This is a genomic window from Microbacterium sp. SCPM-O-B-15248 (M128) (assembly GCF_058214835.1).
The window spans coordinates 80795-101189 of the sequence record NZ_JBYQLI010000007.1; the positions used below are offsets into that span (position 1 = coordinate 80795).

The 20395-nt window shown below is 71.6% G+C and carries 15 protein-coding genes; 3 read left to right on the top strand and 12 right to left on the bottom strand.

Annotation, left to right across the window (positions count from 1 at the left end; all coding sequences use genetic code 11):
• Positions 1 to 28: 28 nt before the first annotated feature.
• Entirely contained in the window at positions 29 to 1462 is a 1434-nt protein-coding gene (locus AC3E6M_RS12765) for a helix-turn-helix transcriptional regulator (protein ID WP_138176199.1), read from the bottom strand.
• 105 nt (positions 1463 to 1567) lie between these two features.
• On the opposite strand from AC3E6M_RS12765, the gene AC3E6M_RS12770 reads away from it, so the two are divergent.
• Complete coding sequence (locus AC3E6M_RS12770) at positions 1568 to 3193, top strand: DHA2 family efflux MFS transporter permease subunit (RefSeq protein WP_490530117.1); 1626 nt, start codon at positions 1568 to 1570, stop codon at positions 3191 to 3193.
• Positions 3194 to 3214: 21 nt separating this feature from the next.
• On the opposite strand, the gene AC3E6M_RS12775 is transcribed toward AC3E6M_RS12770, so the two are convergent.
• The 4 genes from AC3E6M_RS12775 to rhaI all read right to left on the bottom strand — a co-directional run bounded on the left by AC3E6M_RS12775 (position 3215) and on the right by rhaI (position 9197).
• Positions 3215 to 4453, bottom strand: coding sequence for an alpha-hydroxy acid oxidase (locus tag AC3E6M_RS12775; protein ID WP_138176203.1), 1239 nt, complete (start codon positions 4451 to 4453; stop codon positions 3215 to 3217).
• A 63-nt stretch (positions 4454 to 4516) separates the two neighbouring features.
• Positions 4517 to 5917, bottom strand: coding sequence for a rhamnulokinase (locus AC3E6M_RS12780; RefSeq protein ID WP_490530118.1), 1401 nt, complete (start codon positions 5915 to 5917; stop codon positions 4517 to 4519).
• Positions 5914 to 7950, bottom strand: a complete 2037-nt coding sequence (locus tag AC3E6M_RS12785) for a bifunctional aldolase/short-chain dehydrogenase (protein ID WP_490530119.1) — start codon at positions 7948 to 7950, stop codon at positions 5914 to 5916. Before AC3E6M_RS12785 ends, AC3E6M_RS12780 begins: the two co-directional genes overlap by 4 nt.
• Positions 7951 to 8030: 80 nt before the next feature.
• A complete protein-coding gene (gene rhaI / locus AC3E6M_RS12790) occupies positions 8031 to 9197 on the bottom strand; it encodes an L-rhamnose isomerase (protein WP_138176209.1) in 1167 nt (388 codons plus the stop codon).
• A gap of 124 nt (positions 9198 to 9321) precedes the next feature.
• On the opposite strand from rhaI, the gene AC3E6M_RS12795 reads away from it, so the two are divergent.
• A complete protein-coding gene (locus tag AC3E6M_RS12795; RefSeq protein ID WP_490530120.1) occupies positions 9322 to 10317 on the top strand; it encodes a LacI family DNA-binding transcriptional regulator in 996 nt (331 codons plus the stop codon).
• Between the two features lie 758 nt (positions 10318 to 11075).
• Here the strand turns inward: AC3E6M_RS12795 and AC3E6M_RS12800 are convergent.
• The 3 genes from AC3E6M_RS12800 to AC3E6M_RS12810 are packed head-to-tail and all read right to left on the bottom strand — an operon-like array spanning position 11076 to position 14562.
• Positions 11076 to 11921 carry a transglutaminase family protein gene (locus tag AC3E6M_RS12800; RefSeq protein ID WP_490530121.1) on the bottom strand — a complete coding sequence of 282 codons (846 nt, stop codon included), beginning with the start codon at positions 11919 to 11921 and terminating at the stop codon, positions 11076 to 11078.
• Positions 11918 to 12850: an alpha-E domain-containing protein gene (locus tag AC3E6M_RS12805; protein ID WP_230005717.1), complete on the bottom strand. Its 933-nt coding sequence runs from the start codon at positions 12848 to 12850 to the stop codon at positions 11918 to 11920. Before AC3E6M_RS12805 ends, AC3E6M_RS12800 begins: the two co-directional genes overlap by 4 nt.
• The gene (locus AC3E6M_RS12810) at positions 12844 to 14562 is read right to left on the bottom strand and encodes a circularly permuted type 2 ATP-grasp protein (RefSeq protein WP_138176217.1); all 1719 of its coding nucleotides are present in this window, start codon (positions 14560 to 14562) and stop codon (positions 12844 to 12846) included. The genes AC3E6M_RS12805 and AC3E6M_RS12810 overlap by 7 nt, the downstream gene beginning before the upstream one ends.
• Positions 14563 to 14664: 102 nt before the next feature.
• On the opposite strand from AC3E6M_RS12810, the gene AC3E6M_RS12815 reads away from it, so the two are divergent.
• Positions 14665 to 15888 carry an ATP-grasp domain-containing protein gene (locus tag AC3E6M_RS12815; RefSeq protein ID WP_490530122.1) on the top strand — a complete coding sequence of 408 codons (1224 nt, stop codon included), beginning with the start codon at positions 14665 to 14667 and terminating at the stop codon, positions 15886 to 15888.
• A gap of 71 nt (positions 15889 to 15959) precedes the next feature.
• Here AC3E6M_RS12815 and AC3E6M_RS12820 read toward each other — a convergent pair whose 3' ends face one another.
• From AC3E6M_RS12820 to AC3E6M_RS12835, 4 genes are all read right to left on the bottom strand, one after another.
• Positions 15960 to 17135 carry a zinc-dependent alcohol dehydrogenase gene (locus AC3E6M_RS12820; RefSeq protein ID WP_490530123.1) on the bottom strand — a complete coding sequence of 392 codons (1176 nt, stop codon included), beginning with the start codon at positions 17133 to 17135 and terminating at the stop codon, positions 15960 to 15962.
• Positions 17136 to 17234: 99 nt separating this feature from the next.
• On the bottom strand, positions 17235 to 17954 hold the full coding sequence (locus tag AC3E6M_RS12825) for a glycosyltransferase family 2 protein (protein WP_490530124.1): 720 nt from the start codon (positions 17952 to 17954) through the stop codon (positions 17235 to 17237).
• Positions 17951 to 19330: a PIG-L family deacetylase gene (locus tag AC3E6M_RS12830; RefSeq protein ID WP_490530125.1), complete on the bottom strand. Its 1380-nt coding sequence runs from the start codon at positions 19328 to 19330 to the stop codon at positions 17951 to 17953. Before AC3E6M_RS12830 ends, AC3E6M_RS12825 begins: the two co-directional genes overlap by 4 nt.
• Positions 19324 to 20370 carry an acyl-CoA dehydrogenase gene (locus AC3E6M_RS12835; protein ID WP_490530126.1) on the bottom strand — a complete coding sequence of 349 codons (1047 nt, stop codon included), beginning with the start codon at positions 20368 to 20370 and terminating at the stop codon, positions 19324 to 19326. Before AC3E6M_RS12835 ends, AC3E6M_RS12830 begins: the two co-directional genes overlap by 7 nt.
• Positions 20371 to 20395 lie beyond the last annotated feature (25 nt).

Genomic DNA, 20395 nt, shown 5'->3' on the forward strand with positions numbered 1-20395 from the left:
GCGACAACCGTCCGCGCGGAAACGGGCGTCACACGTAGAAGCCGTGCGCCTCGAGCACGGCCACAGCGGCATCGCGCCCCGACACCTGCAGTTTCGCGTAGATCGACCGCAGCTGGGACTTGACGGTGTTCGGCGACACGTCGAGCTCGTCGGCGATCTGCGGGAGGCTCCGCGGCCCCCGTAGCGCCAGAGCCAGCCGCTCCTCTCGCGGGCTGAGGCTGGGAAGCGGCGGCAGGTGCTCGCGGGTCGGCACGAGCGCGAGCATGTCGGCGATCCGCCGCGCCGCCTCTGCGGACGCGGGCTGGTTCTGCGCCATCCGTTCCAAGAGGTCCTGGAGATCGGGCTGCGGCAGGGTGAGGTACGGCGTCAGCGAGACGCCGAGGCGCTCGGAGAGGGCGAACCCTTCCGCGAACGCGGCGTCGGCGGCCTCCTGGTTGCCCAGACGCGCGTGCGCAACGGCGCGGCGCACCAGGAGCGGAGTGAGCGTCCGCACGCAGTGGCGCGTGCCCATCCGGATGCACGGATCAGTGGACTCCAGCACCTCGCGCTCGCGCCCGAGCGCGATGAGTGCGGCGGCGCGCTGCATGTCGAAGCACAGGGCGTGACCGGGCGGGGATTCCCGACCCTCGAGCGCGGCGAGGGCGCGACGCGCCTCGCCCCGGGCGAGCAGCAGGTCGGCGTAGACCCCCTGCGCGAACCCCCGCACCATGGTGTGGCCGGAGTACGACTCGGTGCCGCCGGTGAGGGCGGCCACGAGCACCATCCCCTCGGCGTAGTCGCGCCGGATGAGAGCCGCCATCGCCTCGGCCACCCGCGCGGAGTACTGCCAGAAGGGGTCGCCGGAAGAACCGGCCCGGAGCCGTTCGGCGGTCGCGTCGAGGGTGTCGGCGTCCAGCGCGGCGGATGCCACGAGGAGACGCGCGAGCAGAAGGTCGTAGTCGGGGTGCACGGCCTCCCACCCGGATCCGGATGCCAGTTCCTCGCACACCCGCAGACTCTCCTCGGACAGGCGGTACTCGCCGTTGATCGCGGTGGCGAGGCTGCGCACGGCATGAGCGCGGTAGAGCGTGGCGGCGTCGTCGGCGTAGGCGATCGCCGCGGCGGCGTATTCGCCGGCGTGGCGCGGCCGTCCCGCCGCCGCGTAGGCCTCGGCGACGGCCGAGGACAGCGTCGACCTGGTCGCCGGTTCCAGCCGGGCCGGGGCTCGCAGTCGTCCGTCCGCGAAGTGCGTGTCGATCAGGCTCAGGCTGCCGTCGACGTGGTCGAGTCGCGCCCGCGCGATCAGCATCGCTTCGAGCGTGCGGGCGTTGCCGTCGACCCAGATCTTGGGCGCGGGTCCCGCCTCGATGTCGGCCAGGAAACGCAAGTCGGCGACGTCGGGAGCCGGCGCGAGGGGAAGGATCCCGGTCACCACACGCTCCACGACCGCCCGGATATTGCGGAGCGGGGATGCCTCGATCACGGCGCACTCCTCATGTCGGCATGCTAGGTCACGTTGTGCGCAAGACGGCCAGGTGGCGCGAATTGCTCCTCGCCGCGACGCGGTATAGCTAGATAATCTAGCGATATGACCACTCGCATGGACGGGCGCCGCTGGGCGGGGCTCGTCTTCATCAGCATCGCCGTTTCGCTGATCATCGTCGACTCGACGATCGTCAACGTCGCCGTCCCCTCCATCGTCGAGGACCTGGGCATCTCGTCGACCGAGGTCCAGTGGGTGCAAGAGGCCTACACGCTCGTCTTCGCCTCCCTGCTGCTGGTCTTCGGCAGCCTCGCGGACCGCTTCGGTCGCCGCCGCCTCATGCTCATCGGGGTCGTGATCTTCGCGCTCGCCTCGATCGCCGCCGCCCTCGCCCCCACCGGCGGGCTGCTGATCCTCGCGCGACTGGTCCAGGGCATCGGGGGCGCGATGATCCTCCCCACGACGCTCTCGCTCATCAACGCCACGTTCCGCGGGCGCGAGCACGGCATCGCGTTCGCCGTCTGGGGCTCCACGATCGGCGGGATGGCGGCCGTCGGCCCGCTGCTCGGGGGCTGGCTGACCACCGCGTTCTCGTGGCGCTGGGCGTTCGGGATCAACATCCCCCTCGGCATCCTGATCGTCGTGGGCGTGCTGTTCACGGTCGCCGAGTCCCGCAGCGACCGCCGCGAGTCGATCGACGGGGTGGGCGCTCTGCTGTCGGTGCTGACGATGGCCCCGCTCGTGTTCGGTCTGATCGAGGGCCGCACGTACGGGTGGTGGAGGGTCGAGGAGACCCCCGAGGTCGGGGGCTGGCAGTGGCCCTTCTCGCTCTCGCCCGTGCCGATCGCGTTCGCCGTGGCGACGGTCGCCCTCGCGGCGTTCATCGCGTGGGGCCTCCACCGCCGGCGCGCGGGACGCTCCACCCTCCTCGCGCTCGGCCTGTTCCGCATCGCGTCGTTCCGCAACGGCAACATCGCCGCCGCCGTCGTCTCGCTCGGCGAGTTCGGCATCATCCTCGCGCTCCCGCTCTGGCTGCAGTTCGTCGTCGGGTTCGACGCGCTGCAGACGGGGCTCCTGCTGCTCGCGCTCGCGATCGGTTCCTTCGTCGCGAGCGGCATCGCCGGGGCCCTCAGCGGTAGGGTCGCACCCGTCTGGATCGTGCGCGGGGGCCTGCTCGCCGAGATCATCGGCGTCGCCGGTGTCGCCGTCACCATCGGCCCGGATGCCGCGTGGGGACCGCTCATCCCGTTCCTGTTCGTCTACGGGATCGGCGTCGGCTTGGCCACCGCTCAGCTGACCGGGGTGGTGCTCGCCGAGGTACCGCCGTCCGAGAGCGGTGCGGCCTCGGGCACGCAGTCCACCTCGCGGCAGCTCGGCGCGGCCCTGGGCGTGGCGATCCTCGGAACGGTCCTGTTCTCGACGACCTCGAGCGTGCTGACCTCGGCCCTCGACGACCGCGACCTCCCCGCGGAGCAGCGCGATCAGGTGGTCTCGCAGGTGGTCGACAGCGCCGGGGCGGCGATCCTGGGCCTCGAGCAGTCGCCGCAGACGCAGGACATCGCCGCCGATGCCCGGGCGGCGTTCAGCGACGGCACGCGCGCGGCGGCGTTCACCGCGGCGGGGTTCCTCGCCCTCGGCCTGGCCTCCACGCTCACCCTCGGCGCAGCGGCGAGCAGCACCGGGGAGCGCGGCCGCCGCCGGGAACCGGCCGCGGCGGACGGCGACCGGTGAGGGGACCGGCCGCCGTCCGTCTCACCGGTCGCTGACCGGAACGAGGCGCGTGAGCTGAGTGACGTGGCGGGGCTCGAGCTCGTCGAGACTCGAGACTCCGAGCAGCGCCATGGTGCGCTCGATCTCGCTGCGGAGGATCGCGATCGTCCGGTCCACACCCTGGCGTCCGCCGGCCATCAGGCCGTACAGGTAGGCGCGGCCGATGAGGGTGAACTTCGCGCCGAGGGCGATGGATGCCACGATGTCGGCGCCGTTCATGATGCCGGTGTCGACCATGATCGTCGCGTCCTTGCCGACCTCGCGCACGACCTTCGGCAGCAGGCGGAACGGGATGGGCGCACGGTCGAGCTGACGACCGCCGTGGTTGGACAGGATGATGCCGTCGACGCCGAGATCGACCAGGCGGGCCGCGTCGGTGACGTTCTGCACGCCCTTGACGACGAGCTTGCCCGGCCACATGCCGCGGATGACGTCGAGGTCGTCGTAGCTGATGGTGGGGTCCATCGCGGCGTTGAGGAGCTCGCCGACGGTACCGCCGGTCGTGCTGAGCGAGGCGAACTCGAGCTTGGGGGTGGTGAGGAAGTCGAACCACCACCAGGGGCGCGGGATGGCGTTGACGATGGTGCCGACGGTGAGCTGCGGCGGGATCGAGAAGCCGTTGCGCTTGTCGCGCAGGCGCGCGCCCGCGACGGGGGTGTCCACGGTGAACATGAGCGTGTCGAAGCCCGCGGCCGCGGCGCGCTCGACCAGGCCGAACGAGATGTCGCGCTGGCGCATGACGTACAGCTGGAACCAGTTGCGGCCCACCGGGTTGGCGGCCTTGACCCCTTCGATCGAGGTCGTCCCCAGCGTCGAGAGCGTGAACGGGATTCCGGCGGCCGCCGCCGCGGAGGCCCCGGCGGTCTCTCCCTCGGTCTGCATGAGGCGGGTGAACCCGGTCGGGGCGATGCCGAACGGCAGCGCCGAGGGGCCCCCGAGGATCTCGCACGACGTGTCGACGTTCGCGGCCGGGCGCAGGATGTCGGGGTGGAACTCGACGTCTTCGAACGCGCGTCGCGCGCGGTCGAGCGACAGCTCGCCCTCCGCGGCGCCATCGGTGTAGTCGAACGCCGCCTTCGGGGTGCGCCGTTTCGCGATCGTGCGCAGATCGTCGATCGTCAACGCCGCGTCGAGACGGCGCTTGCGCGCGTCGAGCTCGGGCTTCTTGAACTGCATGAGCTCGAGGAGCTCGCCGACCTTGGGCAGCTGACGCTGAACCATGGATTCTCGCTTTCGTGTGGTCTGACCACAGACTACGCCCGATCCAGGGACCGAGCGCGACGATCAGGGACGGGGGTCGTAGCGGAGGGGAGGGAACGCGCGCGCGACGCGCCCGCGCAGATCCTCCAAGGGTGCGTCGGGGCCGAAGCCGCCGAGCGCACGGACTTGCACGAGGACGTTGCCGAGTGCGGTGGCCTCGACCGGCCCCGCGAGCACGGGCAGTCCGGTCCGATCCGCGGTCGCCTGGCACAGGAGCGCATTGAGCGCGCCGCCGCCGACGAGGTGCACGACGTCGACCTCGCGCGCGGCGAGCGCGCCGGCGGTGCGGACGGCACGCGCGAACGCCGCGGCGATGCTCTCGACGATCACGCGGACGAACGCCGGTCGCTCGTCCGGTGTCGGCGGCTCCGCGCCCAGGAGCGCGGCGATCCGGCCGGGCATCTCGCCGGGCGTGGCGAGGGTCGGGTCATCGGCGTCGAAGAGGTGCGCCGGATCCGGTTCCGCCGACGCCGCGCGCAGCAACGCGGGCAGATCGATCGCGGCTGCGTCCTCGGCCTCCCACGCCCGCACGGTCTCGCTCAACAGCCACAGGCCCGTGACGTTGTGCAGGAACCGCACCCGCCCGTCGACGCCGCCTTCGTTGGTGAAGTTCGCCGCGCGGGCGGCATCCGTCACGATCGGCTCCGCGACCTCGAGACCCACCAGGCCCCACGTTCCGCACGAGATGTACGCCGCGTTCGGGGACGACAGGGGCACCGCGACGATCGCCGATGCGGTGTCGTGGGAGCCGACGGCGATCACGGGGAGCGCACCGAGATCGTCCGCCGTCGAACCGATCTCGTCGCCGGGGTCCACGAGCGGGGGGAGCACGGATGCCGGGATCCCGAGCGTCGCGGCGAGCGCGGTGTCCCACTCCCCCGTGTGCACGTCCAGCAGTCCCGTCGTGGAGGCGTTCGTCCGCTCCGCCACACGGCGCCCCGTCAGGCGGGCGGCGAAGAGGTCGGGGATGAGCAGGCTCACCTCGGCGCCGTCGACGAGAGGATCGGCGGCGTACTGGTACAGCGTCGTGAACGGCAGGAACTGCAGGCCGTTGCGGCGGTAGAGCTCCGCGAACGGGACGACGGCGTGGACGGCCTCCACGCCCCGCGCCGTCCGCGCGTCACGGTAGTGGAACGGCTCGGCGAGCAGTTCGTCGCCCCGCAGCAGCGCGTAGTCCACGGCCCACGAGTCGATGCCGACGCTCTCGATGCCCGGCTCCCGCCGGAGAGCCTCGGCGAGTCCCGTCCGCACGTGCGCCCACAGCGCCTCGATGTCCCAATGCCAGCCGTCCTCCCGCTCGACGGGGCCGTTGGGGAACCGGGCGACCTCTTCGAGCTCGAGCGTGTCGTCGCCGACGCGGCCGATCATCACGCGGCCGCTCGTGGCCCCCAGGTCAACCGCGGCGACCGCGCGCGTCGCCGTCATCGAAGGAACGCCGCGGCGACGCCCGAGTCCACGGGCACGTGCAGCCCCGTCGTACGCGAGAGCTCGGGTCCGGTGAGGACGTACACCGCGTCGGCGACGTTCTCGGGCACGACCTCGCGCTTGAGGATCGTGCGGTTGGCGTAGAACTGACCGAGGTCCTCTTCCTTGACGCCGTAGGTGGCCGCGCGGTTGGCGCCCCAGCCTGCGGCGAAGATCCCGGAGCCGCGCACGACGCCGTCGGGGTTGATCCCGTTCACCCGCACGCCGTGCTCGCCGAGCTCGACGGCGAGGAGGCGCACCTGGTGCGCCTGGTCGGCCTTGGTCGCCGAGTAGGCGATGTTGTTGGGCCCGGCGAAGACGCTGTTCTTCGACGAGATGTAGATGACGTCGCCGCCCATCTTCTGCGCGATGAGCGCCTTCGCGGCGGCCTTCGACACCAGGAACGACCCCTTCGCCATGACGTCGTGCTGCAGGTCCCAGTCCTTCTCGGTGGTCTCCAGCAGCGGCTTCGACAGCGACAGACCCGCGTTGTTGACGACGAGATCGACGCCGCCGAACGCGAGCAGCGTCGCGTCGATCGCGGCCTGCACGCCCGCGGCATCCGCCACATTCGCCGCGACGCCGATCGCGACGTCGGTTCCGCCGAGCTCGGCGGCCGCGGCCTGCGCCTTCTCGAGGTCGAGGTCGGCGACGACGACGCACGCGCCCTCCGCGGCCAGACGCGTGGCGATGGCCTTGCCGATCCCGGATGCCGCGCCCGTGACGAACGCGATGCGCCCCTGGTGCGTCTTGGGCTTCGGCATCCGCTGGAGCTTGGCCTCTTCCAGCGCCCAGTACTCGATGCGGAACTTCTCGGCGTCCGAGATCGGGGCGTAGGTCGACAGCGCCTCGGCGCCGCGCATCACGTTGATGGCGTTGACGTAGAACTCGCCTGCGACGCGGGCGGTCTGCTTGTTCGCGCCGTACGAGAACATGCCGACGCCGGGGACGAGGACGATGAGGGGGTCGGCGCCGCGCATCGCCGGGGAGTCGGCATCCGCGTGCGCGTCGTAGTACGCCTGGTAGTCGGCGCGATACGCCGCGTGCAGCTCGGCGAGGCGCGCGATCGCGTCCTCGACCGGGGCGTCGGCCGGCAGGTCGAGGATCAGCGGCTTGACCTTGGTCCGCAGGAAGTGGTCGGGGCAGCTCGTGCCGAGCGCGGCGAGCGCAGGAGCGTTCGCGGATGCCAGGAAGTCGAGCACGACGTCGGAATCGGTGAAGTGGCCGACCATGGGCTTGTCGGTCGAGGCGAGGCCGCGGATGGTGGGGGCGAGCGCCGCCGCCTTGGCGCGACGTTCCGCCTCCGGCAGCGCGGAGAATCCCGAGCGGACCGGGCCGAACGGCTCTGCCGCCCCGTGCGCGTCGATGTACGCCTGCGCGGTGTCGATGATCCAGAGCGAATTGCGCTCGGCCTCGTCCGACGTGTCGCCCCACGCGGTGATGCCGTGGCCGCCGAGGATCGTGCCGATCGCCTGGGGGTTCTGCGCCTTGATCGCCGCGATGTCGAGGCCCAGCTGGAACCCGGGACGGCGCCACGGCACCCACACGACCTTGTCGCCGAAGATCTTCGCGGTCAGCTCCTCGCCGTCGGCGGCCGTCGCGATCGCGATCCCGGCGTCCGGGTGCAGGTGGTCGACGTGCGCGGCATCCACGAGTCCGTGCATGGCGGTGTCGATCGACGGGGCCGCGCCGCCCTTGCCGTGGAGGCAGTAGTCGAAGGCCGCGACCATCTCGTCTTCGCGGTCGATGCCGGGGTACACGTCGACGAGGGCGCGCATGCGGTCCAGGCGCAGCACCGCGAGGCCCTTCTCGGTCAGGGTGCCCAGGTCGCCGCCCGAGCCCTTGACCCACAGCAGCTCGACCGGCTCGCCGGTCACGGGATCGATGTCGGTGCCCTTGGCGGACGTGTTGCCGCCGGCGTAGTTGGTGACCTTGGGGTCGGAGCCGAGGCGGTTGCTGCGCGCGATGAGGGCGGCGGCGGTGTCGGTGGTCATGACGTTCCTCACGGGAGTCGGAGCGAGCGGAAAGGAAGGCACCGGGGCGGCGAGATCGGGCGCCGCCCCGGTGGGTCTGATCAGGCGCCCCAGCCGGCCTGGGTGCCACCGACGCGGTCGGCGGCGATGCGGGCCTGGTAGCCGGAGGCGGCATACGCCGCCATGGGGTCGGCGGGAAGACCCCGGCTCTCGCGCCACGCGGCCAGCGCGGGGCGGACGTCGGTGGAGAAGGCGTCCATCATCACCGCGTTGGCGGCCAGGACGTCGTTCGCCTGCTGGGCGGCGGCGAGCGCGTCGCGGTCGAGGAGCAGGGCGCGCGCGGTCATCTCCTGCACGTTCAGCACCGACCGGATCTGCCCGGGGATCTTGTCCTCGATGTTGTGGCACTGGTCGAGCATGAAGGCCACGTCGGGGTTGTTGAGGCCGCCGCCGCGCACGACCTCGACGAGGATGCGGAACAGCTGGAACGGGTCGGCCGCACCGACGATGAGGTCGTCGTCGGCGTAGAAGCGCGAGTTGAAGTCGAAGGAGCCGAGCTTCCCGAGGCGCAGCAGCTGCATCACGATGAACTCGATGTTGGTGCCCGGGGCGTGGTGACCGGTGTCGAGGCACACCATCGCCTTGTCGCCGAGGGCGGCCACCTGCACGTAGGAGGTCCCCCAGTCCGGAACGTCGGTGTGGTAGAACGCCGGCTCGAAGAACTTGTACTCCAGGACGAGCCGCTGCTCGTCGCCGAGGCGCGCATAGATCTGCTGCAGCGAATCGTGCAGGCGGTCCTGCCGATCGCGCATGTCGTTCTGGCCCGGGTAGTTCGACCCCTCGGCCAGCCAGATCTTCAGATCGCGCGAGCCCGTGGCATCCATGATGTCGATGCACTCGAGGTGGTGATCGATCGCCTTGCGCCGGATCCGCTCGTCGTGGTGCGTGAGGGCGCCGAACTTGTAGTCCTCGTCCTGGAACGTGTTGGAGTTGACCGTCCCGAGGCGCACCCCGAGGTCCTCGGCGTGCCGGCGGAGCGCGGAGTAGTCCTCGACGCGGTCCCACGGGATGTGCAGCGCCACGGCGGGAGCCAGCGCCGTCAGCCGATTCACCTCGGCGGCATCCGCGATCTTCTCGAACGGATCGCGGGGCGTCCCCTCGGTCGGGAAGACGCGGAAACGGGTGCCGGAGTTGCCGAACGCCCACGACGGCAGCTCGATGGCCTGTCCTTCGAGGGTCGTGAGGATCTCGGGGGTGAGAGTGGTCATGGGGTCCTTCTCCACGGCGGTGGGGGGTGGGAGCAGCGCGAAACGCATGAATCGTTTCATGCCCTGAATCGTTTCAGACGATAGTGTGGGCCGACGCCGTTCGTCAAGCGGGAGGGGGGCACCGATGTCAGCGAGCATCAAAGACGTGGCCGCGGCAGCGGGGGTGTCGGTGGGGACCGTCTCGAACGTGCTCAACCGCCCCGACAAGGTGTCCCCCGCCACCGTCGCGCGCGTGCACGCCACGATCGAGACGCTCGGGTTCGTCCGCAACGACGCCGCCCGCCAGCTGCGCGCGGGGCAGAGCCGCTCCGCCGGGCTCATCGTGCTCGACAGCGCCAACCCGTTCTTCGCCGAGGTCGCACGCGGCGCCGAAGAACGCGCCGAAGCCGAAGGACTCGCCGTCCTGCTCGGCAACAGCGGGCAGGACGGCGCGCGTGAGAGCGCCTACCTCGACCTCTTCCGGGAGCAACGGGTCCGGGGCGTCCTGCTCACGCCGAGCGATCTCGCCGCGTCCGCGATCGCGCATCCCGGCATCCCCCTCGTCCTGGTCGACGGCGAGGCTCCCGACGGGAACCTGCCCTCGGTCGCGGTCGACGACGTCGAGGGCGGCTATCTCGCCACCCGGCACCTCCTCGACCGGGGCCGACGCCGGATCGCTTTCGTCGGCGGGCCGCTCGCGGTGCGCCAGGTGATCGATCGACTCGAGGGCGCCCGCCGTGCACTCGCCGAGGTTCCCGACGCGCAGTTCGAGATCGTGGAGAAGCCCACCCTGACGGTGCTGGCGGGCCGGGAGGTCGGCGAGGAGTTCGCCCGCCGCGCTCCCGAGGACCGCCCGGATGCCGCCTTCTGCGCGAACGACCTGCTCGCCGTCGGGGTCCTGCAGGGCAGCGCCATCCTCGGCGCGATCCGGGTGCCCGCCGACCTCGCGATCGTCGGGTACGACGACATCGACTTCGCGCAGTCGACCGTGGTCCCGCTGTCGTCGGTGCGTCAGCCCGCGCGCGAGATCGGCGCGACGGCGATCGAGCTGCTGCTGGAATCGCTCGACAATCCGGCCAAGACGCCCCGCCGGGTGCGCTTCCGTCCCGAGCTCGTGATTCGCGCCTCGACCGGCGGCTGACCGGTCGCGACGCCGCGGGCGCGCGGCCCCTGCGAGGCGTCGACTCCCGCACCCGACGCGCCGAAGCCCTCCGGCCCGCACTTCTCCCCCGGGCCGCACAACTCCTGCAGCCAGGCCCGAAATCCGGCGACACCCGCCCTCCCGGCCGACATTGCCGGAGTTGTGCCGCCCCCGCACTTCTCCCCGAGCCGCACAACTCCTGCAGCCAGGCCCGAAATCCGGCGACACCCGCCCTCCCGGCCGACATTGCCGGAGTTGTGCAGCAGCGTGCGGCCCCTGCGAGGCGTCGACTCCCACACCCGACGCGCCGGAGCCCTCCGGCCCGCGCGCGGCTCATCCGAGCCGCGCAACTCCTGCAGCCAGGCCCGGAATCCGGCGACACCCGCCCTCCCGGCCGACATTGCCGGAGTTGTGCAGCAGCATGCGGCCCCTCGGCGACGCGCACTCCCGCACCCGACGCGCCGAAGCCCTCCGGCCCGCACGTCTCATCAGAGCCGCACAACTCCTGCAGCCAGGCCCGAAATCCGGCGACACCCGCCCTCCCGGCCGGCATCGCCGGAGTTGTGCAGCAGCGTGCGGCCCCTCGGAGACGCACCCTCCCACACCCGACGCGCCGAAGCCCTCCGGCCCGCACGTCTCGTCAGAGCCGCACAACTCCTGCAGCCAGGCCCGAAATCCAGCGACACCCGCCCTCCCGGCCGACATTGCCGGAGTTGTGCCGCTCGCGCCCCGCCGCGAGACCCCCTGCGCCGTGAGACCTACGTCTCGCGGGTGATCGTGACCTTGACCTTGAGGTTGCTCTTGCCGGGACCCGCGTACACCCCGCGCAGCGGCGGAACGTCGTTGTAGTCACGGCCGCGACCGACGAGCACATGACGGTCGCCGATCTCGATGTTGTTCGTGGGGTCGAAGCCCTGCCAGTCGCCCGCGAACCACTCCACCCAGGCGTGCGACTCTCCGGTGACGGCCTCGCCGACCTCGGCGGACGGCTTGGGGTGCAGGTAGCCCGACACGTAGCGGGCGGGGATGCCGACTTCGCGCAGTGCCCCGAGGGTGATGTGCGCGATGTCCTGGCAGACGCCCTTGCGAGCCTCCCAGGCGTCGACCGCGGTGGAGTGCACACCCGTGACGCCCTGCATGTAGTCGATGGCATCCCCCACCGCTTCCGCGATCGCGTGCGCGGCGGGACCGGGACGGTCGTACCGGGCGGCGATCGAGCGCGCGAGCTCGGCGACCTCGGGATGGGGCGTCGTGCGGCGCGTCTGCGTCAGCTGCTCGACGGTCGCAATCGACCGGGAGGCCTCCTCGCGAAGCTCCTCCCACGTGATGTCGGCGTGCTCGATGGGACGCGGACGCACCTCGACCAGGGAGCGCGCCGTGATCGTGAGCGCCGCGTGCGGCGAGAGCACGTCGAACGCCGCGACGCGCGTGCCGAAGTAGTCGACGTACTGGTTGACCGAGGTGGAGGGCTCGATGTCGAGCGACGAGCTCAGCACGAACTGACTATCGGTCGAGACCGGCAGCATGCGGGCTTCGTTGTACGACGCCACGACGTCGCCGGGGTAGGCGAAGCCCGTCTGGTGCTCGATGCGCAGACGCTTCATGAGATCTCCCCGATCCATGCCGGCTCGGCCTGCGTCGGGAAGAAGCGCGAGCGGATCGCCTCGGACGCCTCGCGCGTCACCGTCTGCACGCGCTGCATGTGCTCGGGGAGCTCCGCGAGGATGTCGCTGATCGGGCGGTACTCCAGGTCGTTGCGGATCTGCCCCAGGGCACGCAGCACCGTGTTGGAGTGGCCGACGCGGTCGGCGCGGGGATCGATGGCGCTCATGCAGTCCTCGGCGCGCTGGATGGAATAGATGATCGACCGCGGGAACAAGCGGTCCAGCAGCAGGAACTCGGCCGCGTTGCGGGCACTCGGCATCCCGCGGTACGTGCGCAGGTACGCCTCGTACGCGCCGCACGAACGCAGGATCGTCGTCCAGGACGGGCCCGACACCTCGGTCAACGACCGCGTGGCCAGCAGTCGGGCGGTCATGTCGGTGCGCTCGATGCTGCGCCCGAGCGTGAAGAACTGCCACGCCTCGTCGCGGTTCGTCGAGGAGTCGACCGTGCCGATCGCCAGCGCCGCACGCTCGCGCACCCACTGGAAGAACTCGTGTACCTTGTCGGTCTGCAGACGCCGTGGCATCCGGGAGTTCGTGGTGTTGAGGATCTCCCACAGCTCGGTCGAGACGATCTCGCGCGCGCGGCGGGCGTTCTCGCGCGCCGCGGTGAGCGAGTACGCGATGCTCGCCGGGTTCATGCGGTCCACGGCGAGACGCGCGAGCACGTCGTCGCGGCGCACGCTGTCGACGTTCTCGGGGAACGCCGAGCCCATCACGCTCAGCAGCGACCGGCAGGCGGTGTCCTCGTCGATCCACGGGTCCTCGAGCAGCAGCTGCAGGTGGACGTCGAGGATACGGGCGGTGCCGTCGGAGCGCTCGATGTAGCGCCCGATCCAGAACAGCGACTCGGCGATGCGGCTCAGCACGAAGCCACCTCCCGCGACTGCTGCTGCTGCTCGGCTTGCGGTCCGTGCTGGACGCCGGCGTCGGCCTGCTGCTGCTGTTCGGTCTGGTCGCGGCCCGCCCGGGCATCGTGCGGCGCCGTGGCCGGCGCGGGCTGCCCGTCGTAGATGATCGGGATCGCCTCGGTGACCGCCGCCTGATCGGCGACCAGTCCCGAGACACCGGTGCCCTGGCCGTACTCGACGTGCGAGGGAGCCGATCCTCCGACCACCCACGTGTCCTTCGAGCCGCCGCCCTGGCTGGAGTTGACCACGAGCTGCCCCTCGGGAAGGGCCACGCGCGTCAGACCGCCGGGCAGCACCCAGATGTCGTCGCCGTCGTTGACCGCGAAGGGACGCAGGTCGGCGTGACGCGGGCGCATGCCGTCCTCGACGAGCGTCGGGATGGTCGAGAGCATGACGACCGGCTGCGCGATCCAGCCGCGCGGGTCGGCGAGCAGACGCTTGCGCAGCGTGTCGAGTTCGGCGGGCGAGGCATCCGGGCCCACCACGAGCCCCTTGCCGCCCGATCCGTCGACGGGCTTGACGACGAGCTCGTCGAGGCGGTCGAGCACTTCTTCGAGCGCGCCCGGATCCTCGAGACGCCACGTGTCGACGTTCTTCAGGATCGGCTCCTCGGCGAGGTAGTACCGGATCAGATCGGGCACGTACGTATAGAGCAGCTTGTCGTCGGCGACGCCGTTGCCGACCGCGTTGGCGATCGTGACGTTGCCCAGGCGCGCGGCGAGCATGAGCCCGGGGGCTCCGAGCATCGAGTCGGCGCGGAACTGCAGCGGGTCGAGGAAGTCGTCGTCGACGCGGCGGTAGATGACGTCGACGCGCTGAGGCCCACGGGTGGTTCGCATGAACACCTTGCCGCCGATGCACAGCAGATCGCGGCCCTCGACCAGTTCGACGCCCATGAGCCGCGCGAGCAGCGTGTGCTCGAAGTACGCCGAGTTGTAGACGCCGGGGGTGAGCACCACGATGTTCGGGTCGTCGATGCCGGGCGGGGCCGACGCGCGCAGCGCCGCGAGCAGCTTGTTGGGGTAGTCGCCGACGGGGCGCACCCGCATCGAGACAAACAGCTCCGGCAGCGTCTGGGCCATGACCCGGCGGTTGGAGATGACGTACGAGACGCCGGAGGGCACGCGCACGTTGTCTTCGAGCACCCGCATCTCGCCGTGCTCGTCGCGGATCAGGTCGATGCCCGACACCTGGATGCGCACGCCGTTGGCGCTCCGGATGCCGGCAGCCTGGCGGTAGAAGTACTGCGACGACGAGATCAGACGCGCGGGGAGGATGCCATCGCGCACGCAGTGCTGATTGCCGTAGGCGTCGTCGAGGAACGCCTCCAGCGCCCGCACGCGCTGCTTCACCCCGGCTTCGATGCGCGACCATTCGTCGTACGCGATCACCCGGGGCACGGCATCCAGAGGGAACGGACGCTCCTCGCCGGCGAAGTCGAAGGTCACGCCCTGGGCGAGATACGAGCTGGCGAGCGAGTCGGTGCGCCCGCGCAGCTCTTCCTGCGTCATCTTGGCCAACGCCTGGTACAGCTCCCGATACGCCTCTCGAGAGGGTGCCGCGTCTCCGGGGGTGGCCGGGACACCGAACATCTCGTCGTACGCCGGGATGCCGGATGCGGTCTTGCGCGGCGCCAACGTGGAGCCGTAACCGTCGAACAGGTCACCCATGCCCCGAGCCTACTCACGCCCGTGTTGCGGAGGTGTTTCCCCCGCGCGGGGGCGGCTGGCTAGGCTGGCCCGACATCTGCCGGCTCGACCAGGGGTCCCACCATGCGCGTGCTCGTCACCAGTTCCCGCAACACGTTCGCTCTCGACCTCATCCGCAAGCTCGGCAGCGTCGGCCACACGGTCTTCGCCAGCGACACGTACGAGGGAGCGGTGGGCAGCCACTCGCGCTTCCTCGCCGGCCACCTCGTCACCCCGTCACCGCGGTTCGCGACGGATGCCTTCATCGACACGCTGAACGCCTACGTACGCGAGCACGACATCGACGTCATCATCCCGACGTTCGAGGAGGTCTTCTACCTCGCCGCCCGCGTCGCCGACCTGCCCGCGGGCGTGGAGCTGTACGCGGGGAGCTTCGCCGACCTCGCGCGTCTGCACGACAAGGCGAGCTTCCAGCGACTGGCCCAGGAGGCCGATGTCCCCATCCCCGAGACCGTCGTGGTCACCTCGCCCGCGGAGCTGCGCGAGGCGATCGACCGCTTCCCCCGGTACTTCGCCCGTGCGGCGTTCTCGCGCGGCGGCGTGGGGCTGCTCACCAACACGGGCCCGTTGGCGGGGAAGATCCCCGTCGAGGAGTGCGTGCCCACTCCCGAGCAGCCGTGGCTGGTGCAGCCGTTCGTGGACGGCCCCATGGTGTGCACGTACAGCGTCGTCGTCGACGGCCGCGTGACCGCCCACACCACGTACAAGGCCGCCGAGCAGTGGGCCCACAGCACCGCGATCGCATTCGTCGCCGTCGACAGCACCGACACGCTGCGCTACACGCAGCAGCTCGTCAACGCCCTCGACCCGGGCTTCACGGGGCAGATCTCGTTCGACTTCGTCGATCACGGCACCGAGGCCGCGCCCGACTACAAGATCATCGAGTGCAACCCGCGGCCGACGAACGGCGTCATCCTGCTCGAGGCCGACGACGTCTCGCGCGCGATCGAGGGGGCGGTGGAGGAGACGGTCGTGGCGATCCCCGGCACGGAGAGACAGATCACGCTCGCGGTCCTCGCGGACGCCTTCACCGAGCCGCTGAAGCACCTGCCCACGACACTGCACGATCTGCTGCACGTGCGCGACGTCGGGGCCGGGTGGTGGGACGGTGCGGCGATGCTGTGGAGCCCCGCGACCCTCGTGCACGGCGCGAAGATCTCGCACGGCGACCGCAAGGAGGTGCTCGCCGCCCTCGGCGACGACATCGTCTGGAACGGCGAGCCGATCCAGGGCATGTCCCCCGCCGACGCGGAGTCCCTGAAGTCGGTCCACGCCGGCCGCCTCTAGCGCGTGAGGGGTCAAGAACTGTCGCCTGGCGAGCCGCGCAGCGACAAATACTGACCCCTCACGCAACAGAGTCAGGGGCGGAGGACCACCTTGATGCAGCCGTCCTCCTTCTTCTGGAACATCTCGTAGAGGGCGGGGGCGTCCTCGAGGGGGGCGTGGTGGGTCACCAGATCCATGACGCCCAGCGGGTCGGCCGGGTCCTCGACGAGCGGGAGCAGGTCGTCGATCCACCGCTTGACGTTGCACTGGCCCATGCGCATGCTCAGCTGCTTGTCGAACATCGTCTTCATCGGCAGGACGTCGGCGTCACCGGCATAGACGCCGCTCAGCGAGACCGTCCCGCCGCGGCGGACGACGTCGATCGAGGCGTGCACCGCGGCGAGGCGGTCCAGGCCCGCGGTGTCCATGAGCTTCTGCGCGAGCGCGTCCGGGAGCAGCCCGATGGCGTTCTGGGCGAACGTGGCCCCGGGGTTGCCGTGGGCCTCCATGCCGACCGCGTCGACGACGCCGTCCACGCCCCGGCCCTCCGAGAGGTCGCGCAGTTCGTCGACCACCGTGTCGGTGAGGTCGAAGGTCTGCACTCCGTGGCGCTCGGCCATCGCGCGGCGCTCGGCGACCGGGTCGACCGCGAGGACGCGGTAGCCCAGGTGCACGCCGATGCGCGACGCGAACTGTCCGACGGGTCCGAGTCCCATGACCGCGAGTGTGCCGCCGTCGGGGACGTTCGCGTACTGCACGCCCTGCCAGGCCGTCGGCACGATGTCACTGAGGAACAGATACCGGTCGTCGGGCAGGTCCTCGCCCACGCGGATGTGGTTGTAGTCGGCCAGCGGCACCCGCAGGTACTCGGCCTGCCCGCCGGGCACCTGGCCGTACAGCTTGGTGAAGCCGAACAGCGACGCGCCGCTGTTGTGCTCGCGCACCTGCGTGGTCTCGCACTGCGACTGCAGCCCGCGCAGGCACATGAAGCAGTGTCCGCACGAGATGTTGAAGGGGACGACGACGCGGTCGCCGACCGAGAGCGTCGTCACGGCCGAGCCCACCTCGACGACGACGCCCATGGGCTCGTGTCCGAGCACGTCACCCTTGTCGAGGAAGGGGCCGAAGAGTTCGTACAGGTGCAGGTCGGAGCCGCAGATCGCGGACGAGGTGATCTTCACGATCGCGTCGGTCGGTTCGAGGATCGTGGGGTCGGGAACCTCCTCGACGCTCACGTTGCGCTTGCCCTGCCAGGTCAGTGCCTTCATCGTGCTGCCTCTTTCGTTCCGGGGGACGACCAGTCTGCGCCGAGGTCGTCCGGGCGACGGGGTGGTTGACGAATGGATGCCGAGCCCCCAGGGGCTGCGTCAGACGCCCGGCGCGGCGAGCGACGGTGCGTCGATCCAGACGTGCACCCGCCCCAGGAACGCGGCATAGCCGCCGGGCGTGCGCCCCGTGAAACGACCGGAGGTCTCGACCTCGTGCACGTCGCTCGCCCGCTCGCGCGCGCCGAGGGCCCGGGCCGCGCGCACCAGGGCGACATCTTCGTGCTCCACGAGATCCGGGATGCCACCGGCCTCGGCGTACGTGCTCGCCCGGACGCCGAGGTTGGCGCCGTGCACGTTGCCGGGCGGTCGGCCGCGATGATGCGTCGCGCGCCAGTACGCGGCGTGGCGCGCGCTGAGGTCGGCGAAGTCGGGGCGCACGGTCCCGAGGAGCAGGTCGATGCCGGCGTCCATCTGATCGAGCTGGTGCGTGATCCAGTCGCGCGGCACCACCGTGTCGGCATCCGTCATCGCGATCCAGGTGTCGTCGGGCCGGGCGTCGAGAGTCGCCAGCGCGTGCGCGACACCGATCCGACGGGCGGTGCCGACGCTGCGGGCGGTGATCTCGACCGTCTCGACGGGCCACTGTCGCGCCCGCTCGGCCGTGCGGTCACCGCATGCGTCGAGCACCACGACCACCGCCGCGACGAGGCCCGGCTCGCGCTCCCGCGCGTACGCCACGGCGCGCGTCACCGACGCGAGGCAGAGCCCGATGAGCGCCTCTTCATCGTGCGCGGGGATCACCACGGCGACGGCCCTCACGGCACGAGTCCCGCCTCGGCCGCGACCGAGCGCGCCCCGGGCCGTCCGAACACCTCGAGCACGAAGTCCTCCTCCTCGTGCCGGACGAGGCGGACGAGATCCGGTCGCGCGGCGAGGGCGTCGTGCACACTGTCGCCGCTGCGCGGGTACTCCGCGACCGGATGCCGCCAGTGGCAGGCGACGAGATGACCGTCGCCGCTGAGCGAGCCGACGCTGGCCGCGAGACCGCGGTCGAGGTCGCCGGCACCCCAGTAGTACGCCACCTCCGACAGCACGACGAGGTCGTACTCGCCCGCGGGCCACTCGTCGGGGAGCATCGCGCGGCGCAACTCGACGTTCTCGTGTCCCACCAGCCGGCGGCGCGCCCGTTCGAGAGCCGCCGGGGCGAGGTCGACGGCGAGCACCCGTTCGCACCGCTCGGCGAGGCGGGCGGTCAGGGCGCCCGTGGCGCAGCCGGCCTCGAGCGCCGAGCGGTATCGGCGCCGGGGCAGAGCCGCGAGCAGGACCGCCCGTTTGCGCTCCTCGTACCAGCGCGAGTCGAAGCCCCACGGGTCGTCGTGGCGGGCGTACATGTCGTCGAAGTAGTCCGGGCCGACCGTGCCGGCGGAGGCGCCGTCCGCGGCGGGATCCGGCGCCAGGAACACCTCCGCGGCGCGTGCGAAGTGCGCGCGCATGCGGGGGTGGACCATCGCCTCGTCGCCGGCTGCGGCCGACAGCGGGTGGAGCTGCGTGGCGTGCGCATCGAGGGCGCGGGCCTTGGCCTCCTGCGCGGCGGTGTCGAGCGCGAGTCCCTCGGCGCGGTCCCACGGCACGTCGTCGGGGCCGCCCCAGTGCCAGAGCCAGATGGGGAACGCCCGCGATCGCACGCCGCGCGCAGCGCACACGGCCTCGACGATCTCGCCGACCACGCGATGATCGCGGTGCCCGTCGCCCCGCCACGGCGAGAGCACGAGCACGCGATCCGCGCCCGCGCGGTCGAGGGCGTCGCGGAGCGCCCCGGTGATGGCATCCCGATACTCGTCGGTGCCGCCGTCGGGGAGTCCGAGGAAGACGGGGTCGCCGGAGAGGCCGACGATGCGCGCCGCGTCGACCAGTTCCCGGCGGCGCAAGAGCGCCAGAGTCGCCGGGCTGTGCGTGACCGAGTCGGGGTGAGAGCCCTCGCCGTCGGTCACCACGATCAGGTCGATCGGGATGCCGCGGGCGGAGGCCGTCGCGAGCAGCCCCGCGGCCCCGAGGGTCTCGTCGTCGGGGTGCGCGGCGACGACGATGAGGCGGTCCACCTCGAGGCCGAGTGCGGGCAGCGGGTCCCGCGTGGCGAGGGCCGACGCCCAGACGTCCTCGTCGGTGCCGGGGTCGCGGTGATCGAAGCTCACCATCCGCCCACCCCCGCCGCCACGTCGCCGCCGATCTTCGCGAGATCCCGCTCGGCGTGGTGCTGCCGCACGTAGACCTGCAGGTCGGCCACGCGCCGCGCGTGCGCCTCGTCGGCGACGAGCGGCAGGGGGCCGAGGGCGTGGGCGGCCTCGGTGAGCGCCGTCTCGACCGCATCGGCCACGACGGTCCGCGCACGCGCGGCACGGAGACCCGCGGATGCCGAAGACCCGGTGTCGAACACCGTCGCCGTCTCGACCAGCACGGCGCGCGCGGCCCACAGCGCGGTGTCGACCCGGCCGAGGTGCACCCGGGAGAGCTGGTCGGCGCGATCGTCGCGCGCGGCCCGGGCGAGCGCCGACCGCAGCGGCACCGCCCCGCCCCACCAGCACGCCGCGACCCCCACACCGCCGTGCGCGAATCCGGGCCGACGCAGGTACCAGCCGGGCTCGCCCACCGGAACCGCGACGGCGCCGTCGACATCGATCGGGGCACTGACGACGCGCTCGAGCCCGCGCGCATGCCAGGGGCCGGACCGCGCCGTCACCGCCGGGTCGCGCAGGTCCAGCGCGAACAGCTGCCGGCGCTCGTCGTCGACCCAGGCGGTGACGAGCGCGTGCGTGAGGTGTGCGGCGAGCGAGCACCACGGTTTCGTGCCGTGCAGCCGCCAGGTTCCGGCATCCTGACGCGCCTCCAGGCGCATCCCCGGACCCTCGGCCGCGAACACGCCCCAGGCGCCGTCGCGGTCGATGTCGAGCGCCGGCCCCGCGGCGGCGGCCTCGTCGAGGATGCCGAGGGCGTCGAGGTGCGGTTCCAGCACCCGGGCCGCGGCGACGTCGCGCGTGGCGACCGAGGCGAGCAGCTCCCCCGTCGCCGCGACCGAGCGGGGCCGGGCGACACCGACGGCCCACGCCAGCGTGGCGGCGATGTCGGTGCCGAAGCCGTGCACGGCATCCGCGCTCGTCAGGGCAGCACGGACGTCGTCGAGGTCGGGGGTGTCGTCGGGGAGGAGCAGGGGGAACGGGGGATGAACGGCGTCGCTCATTCCTCGATTCTTCCGGTGCGCGCCG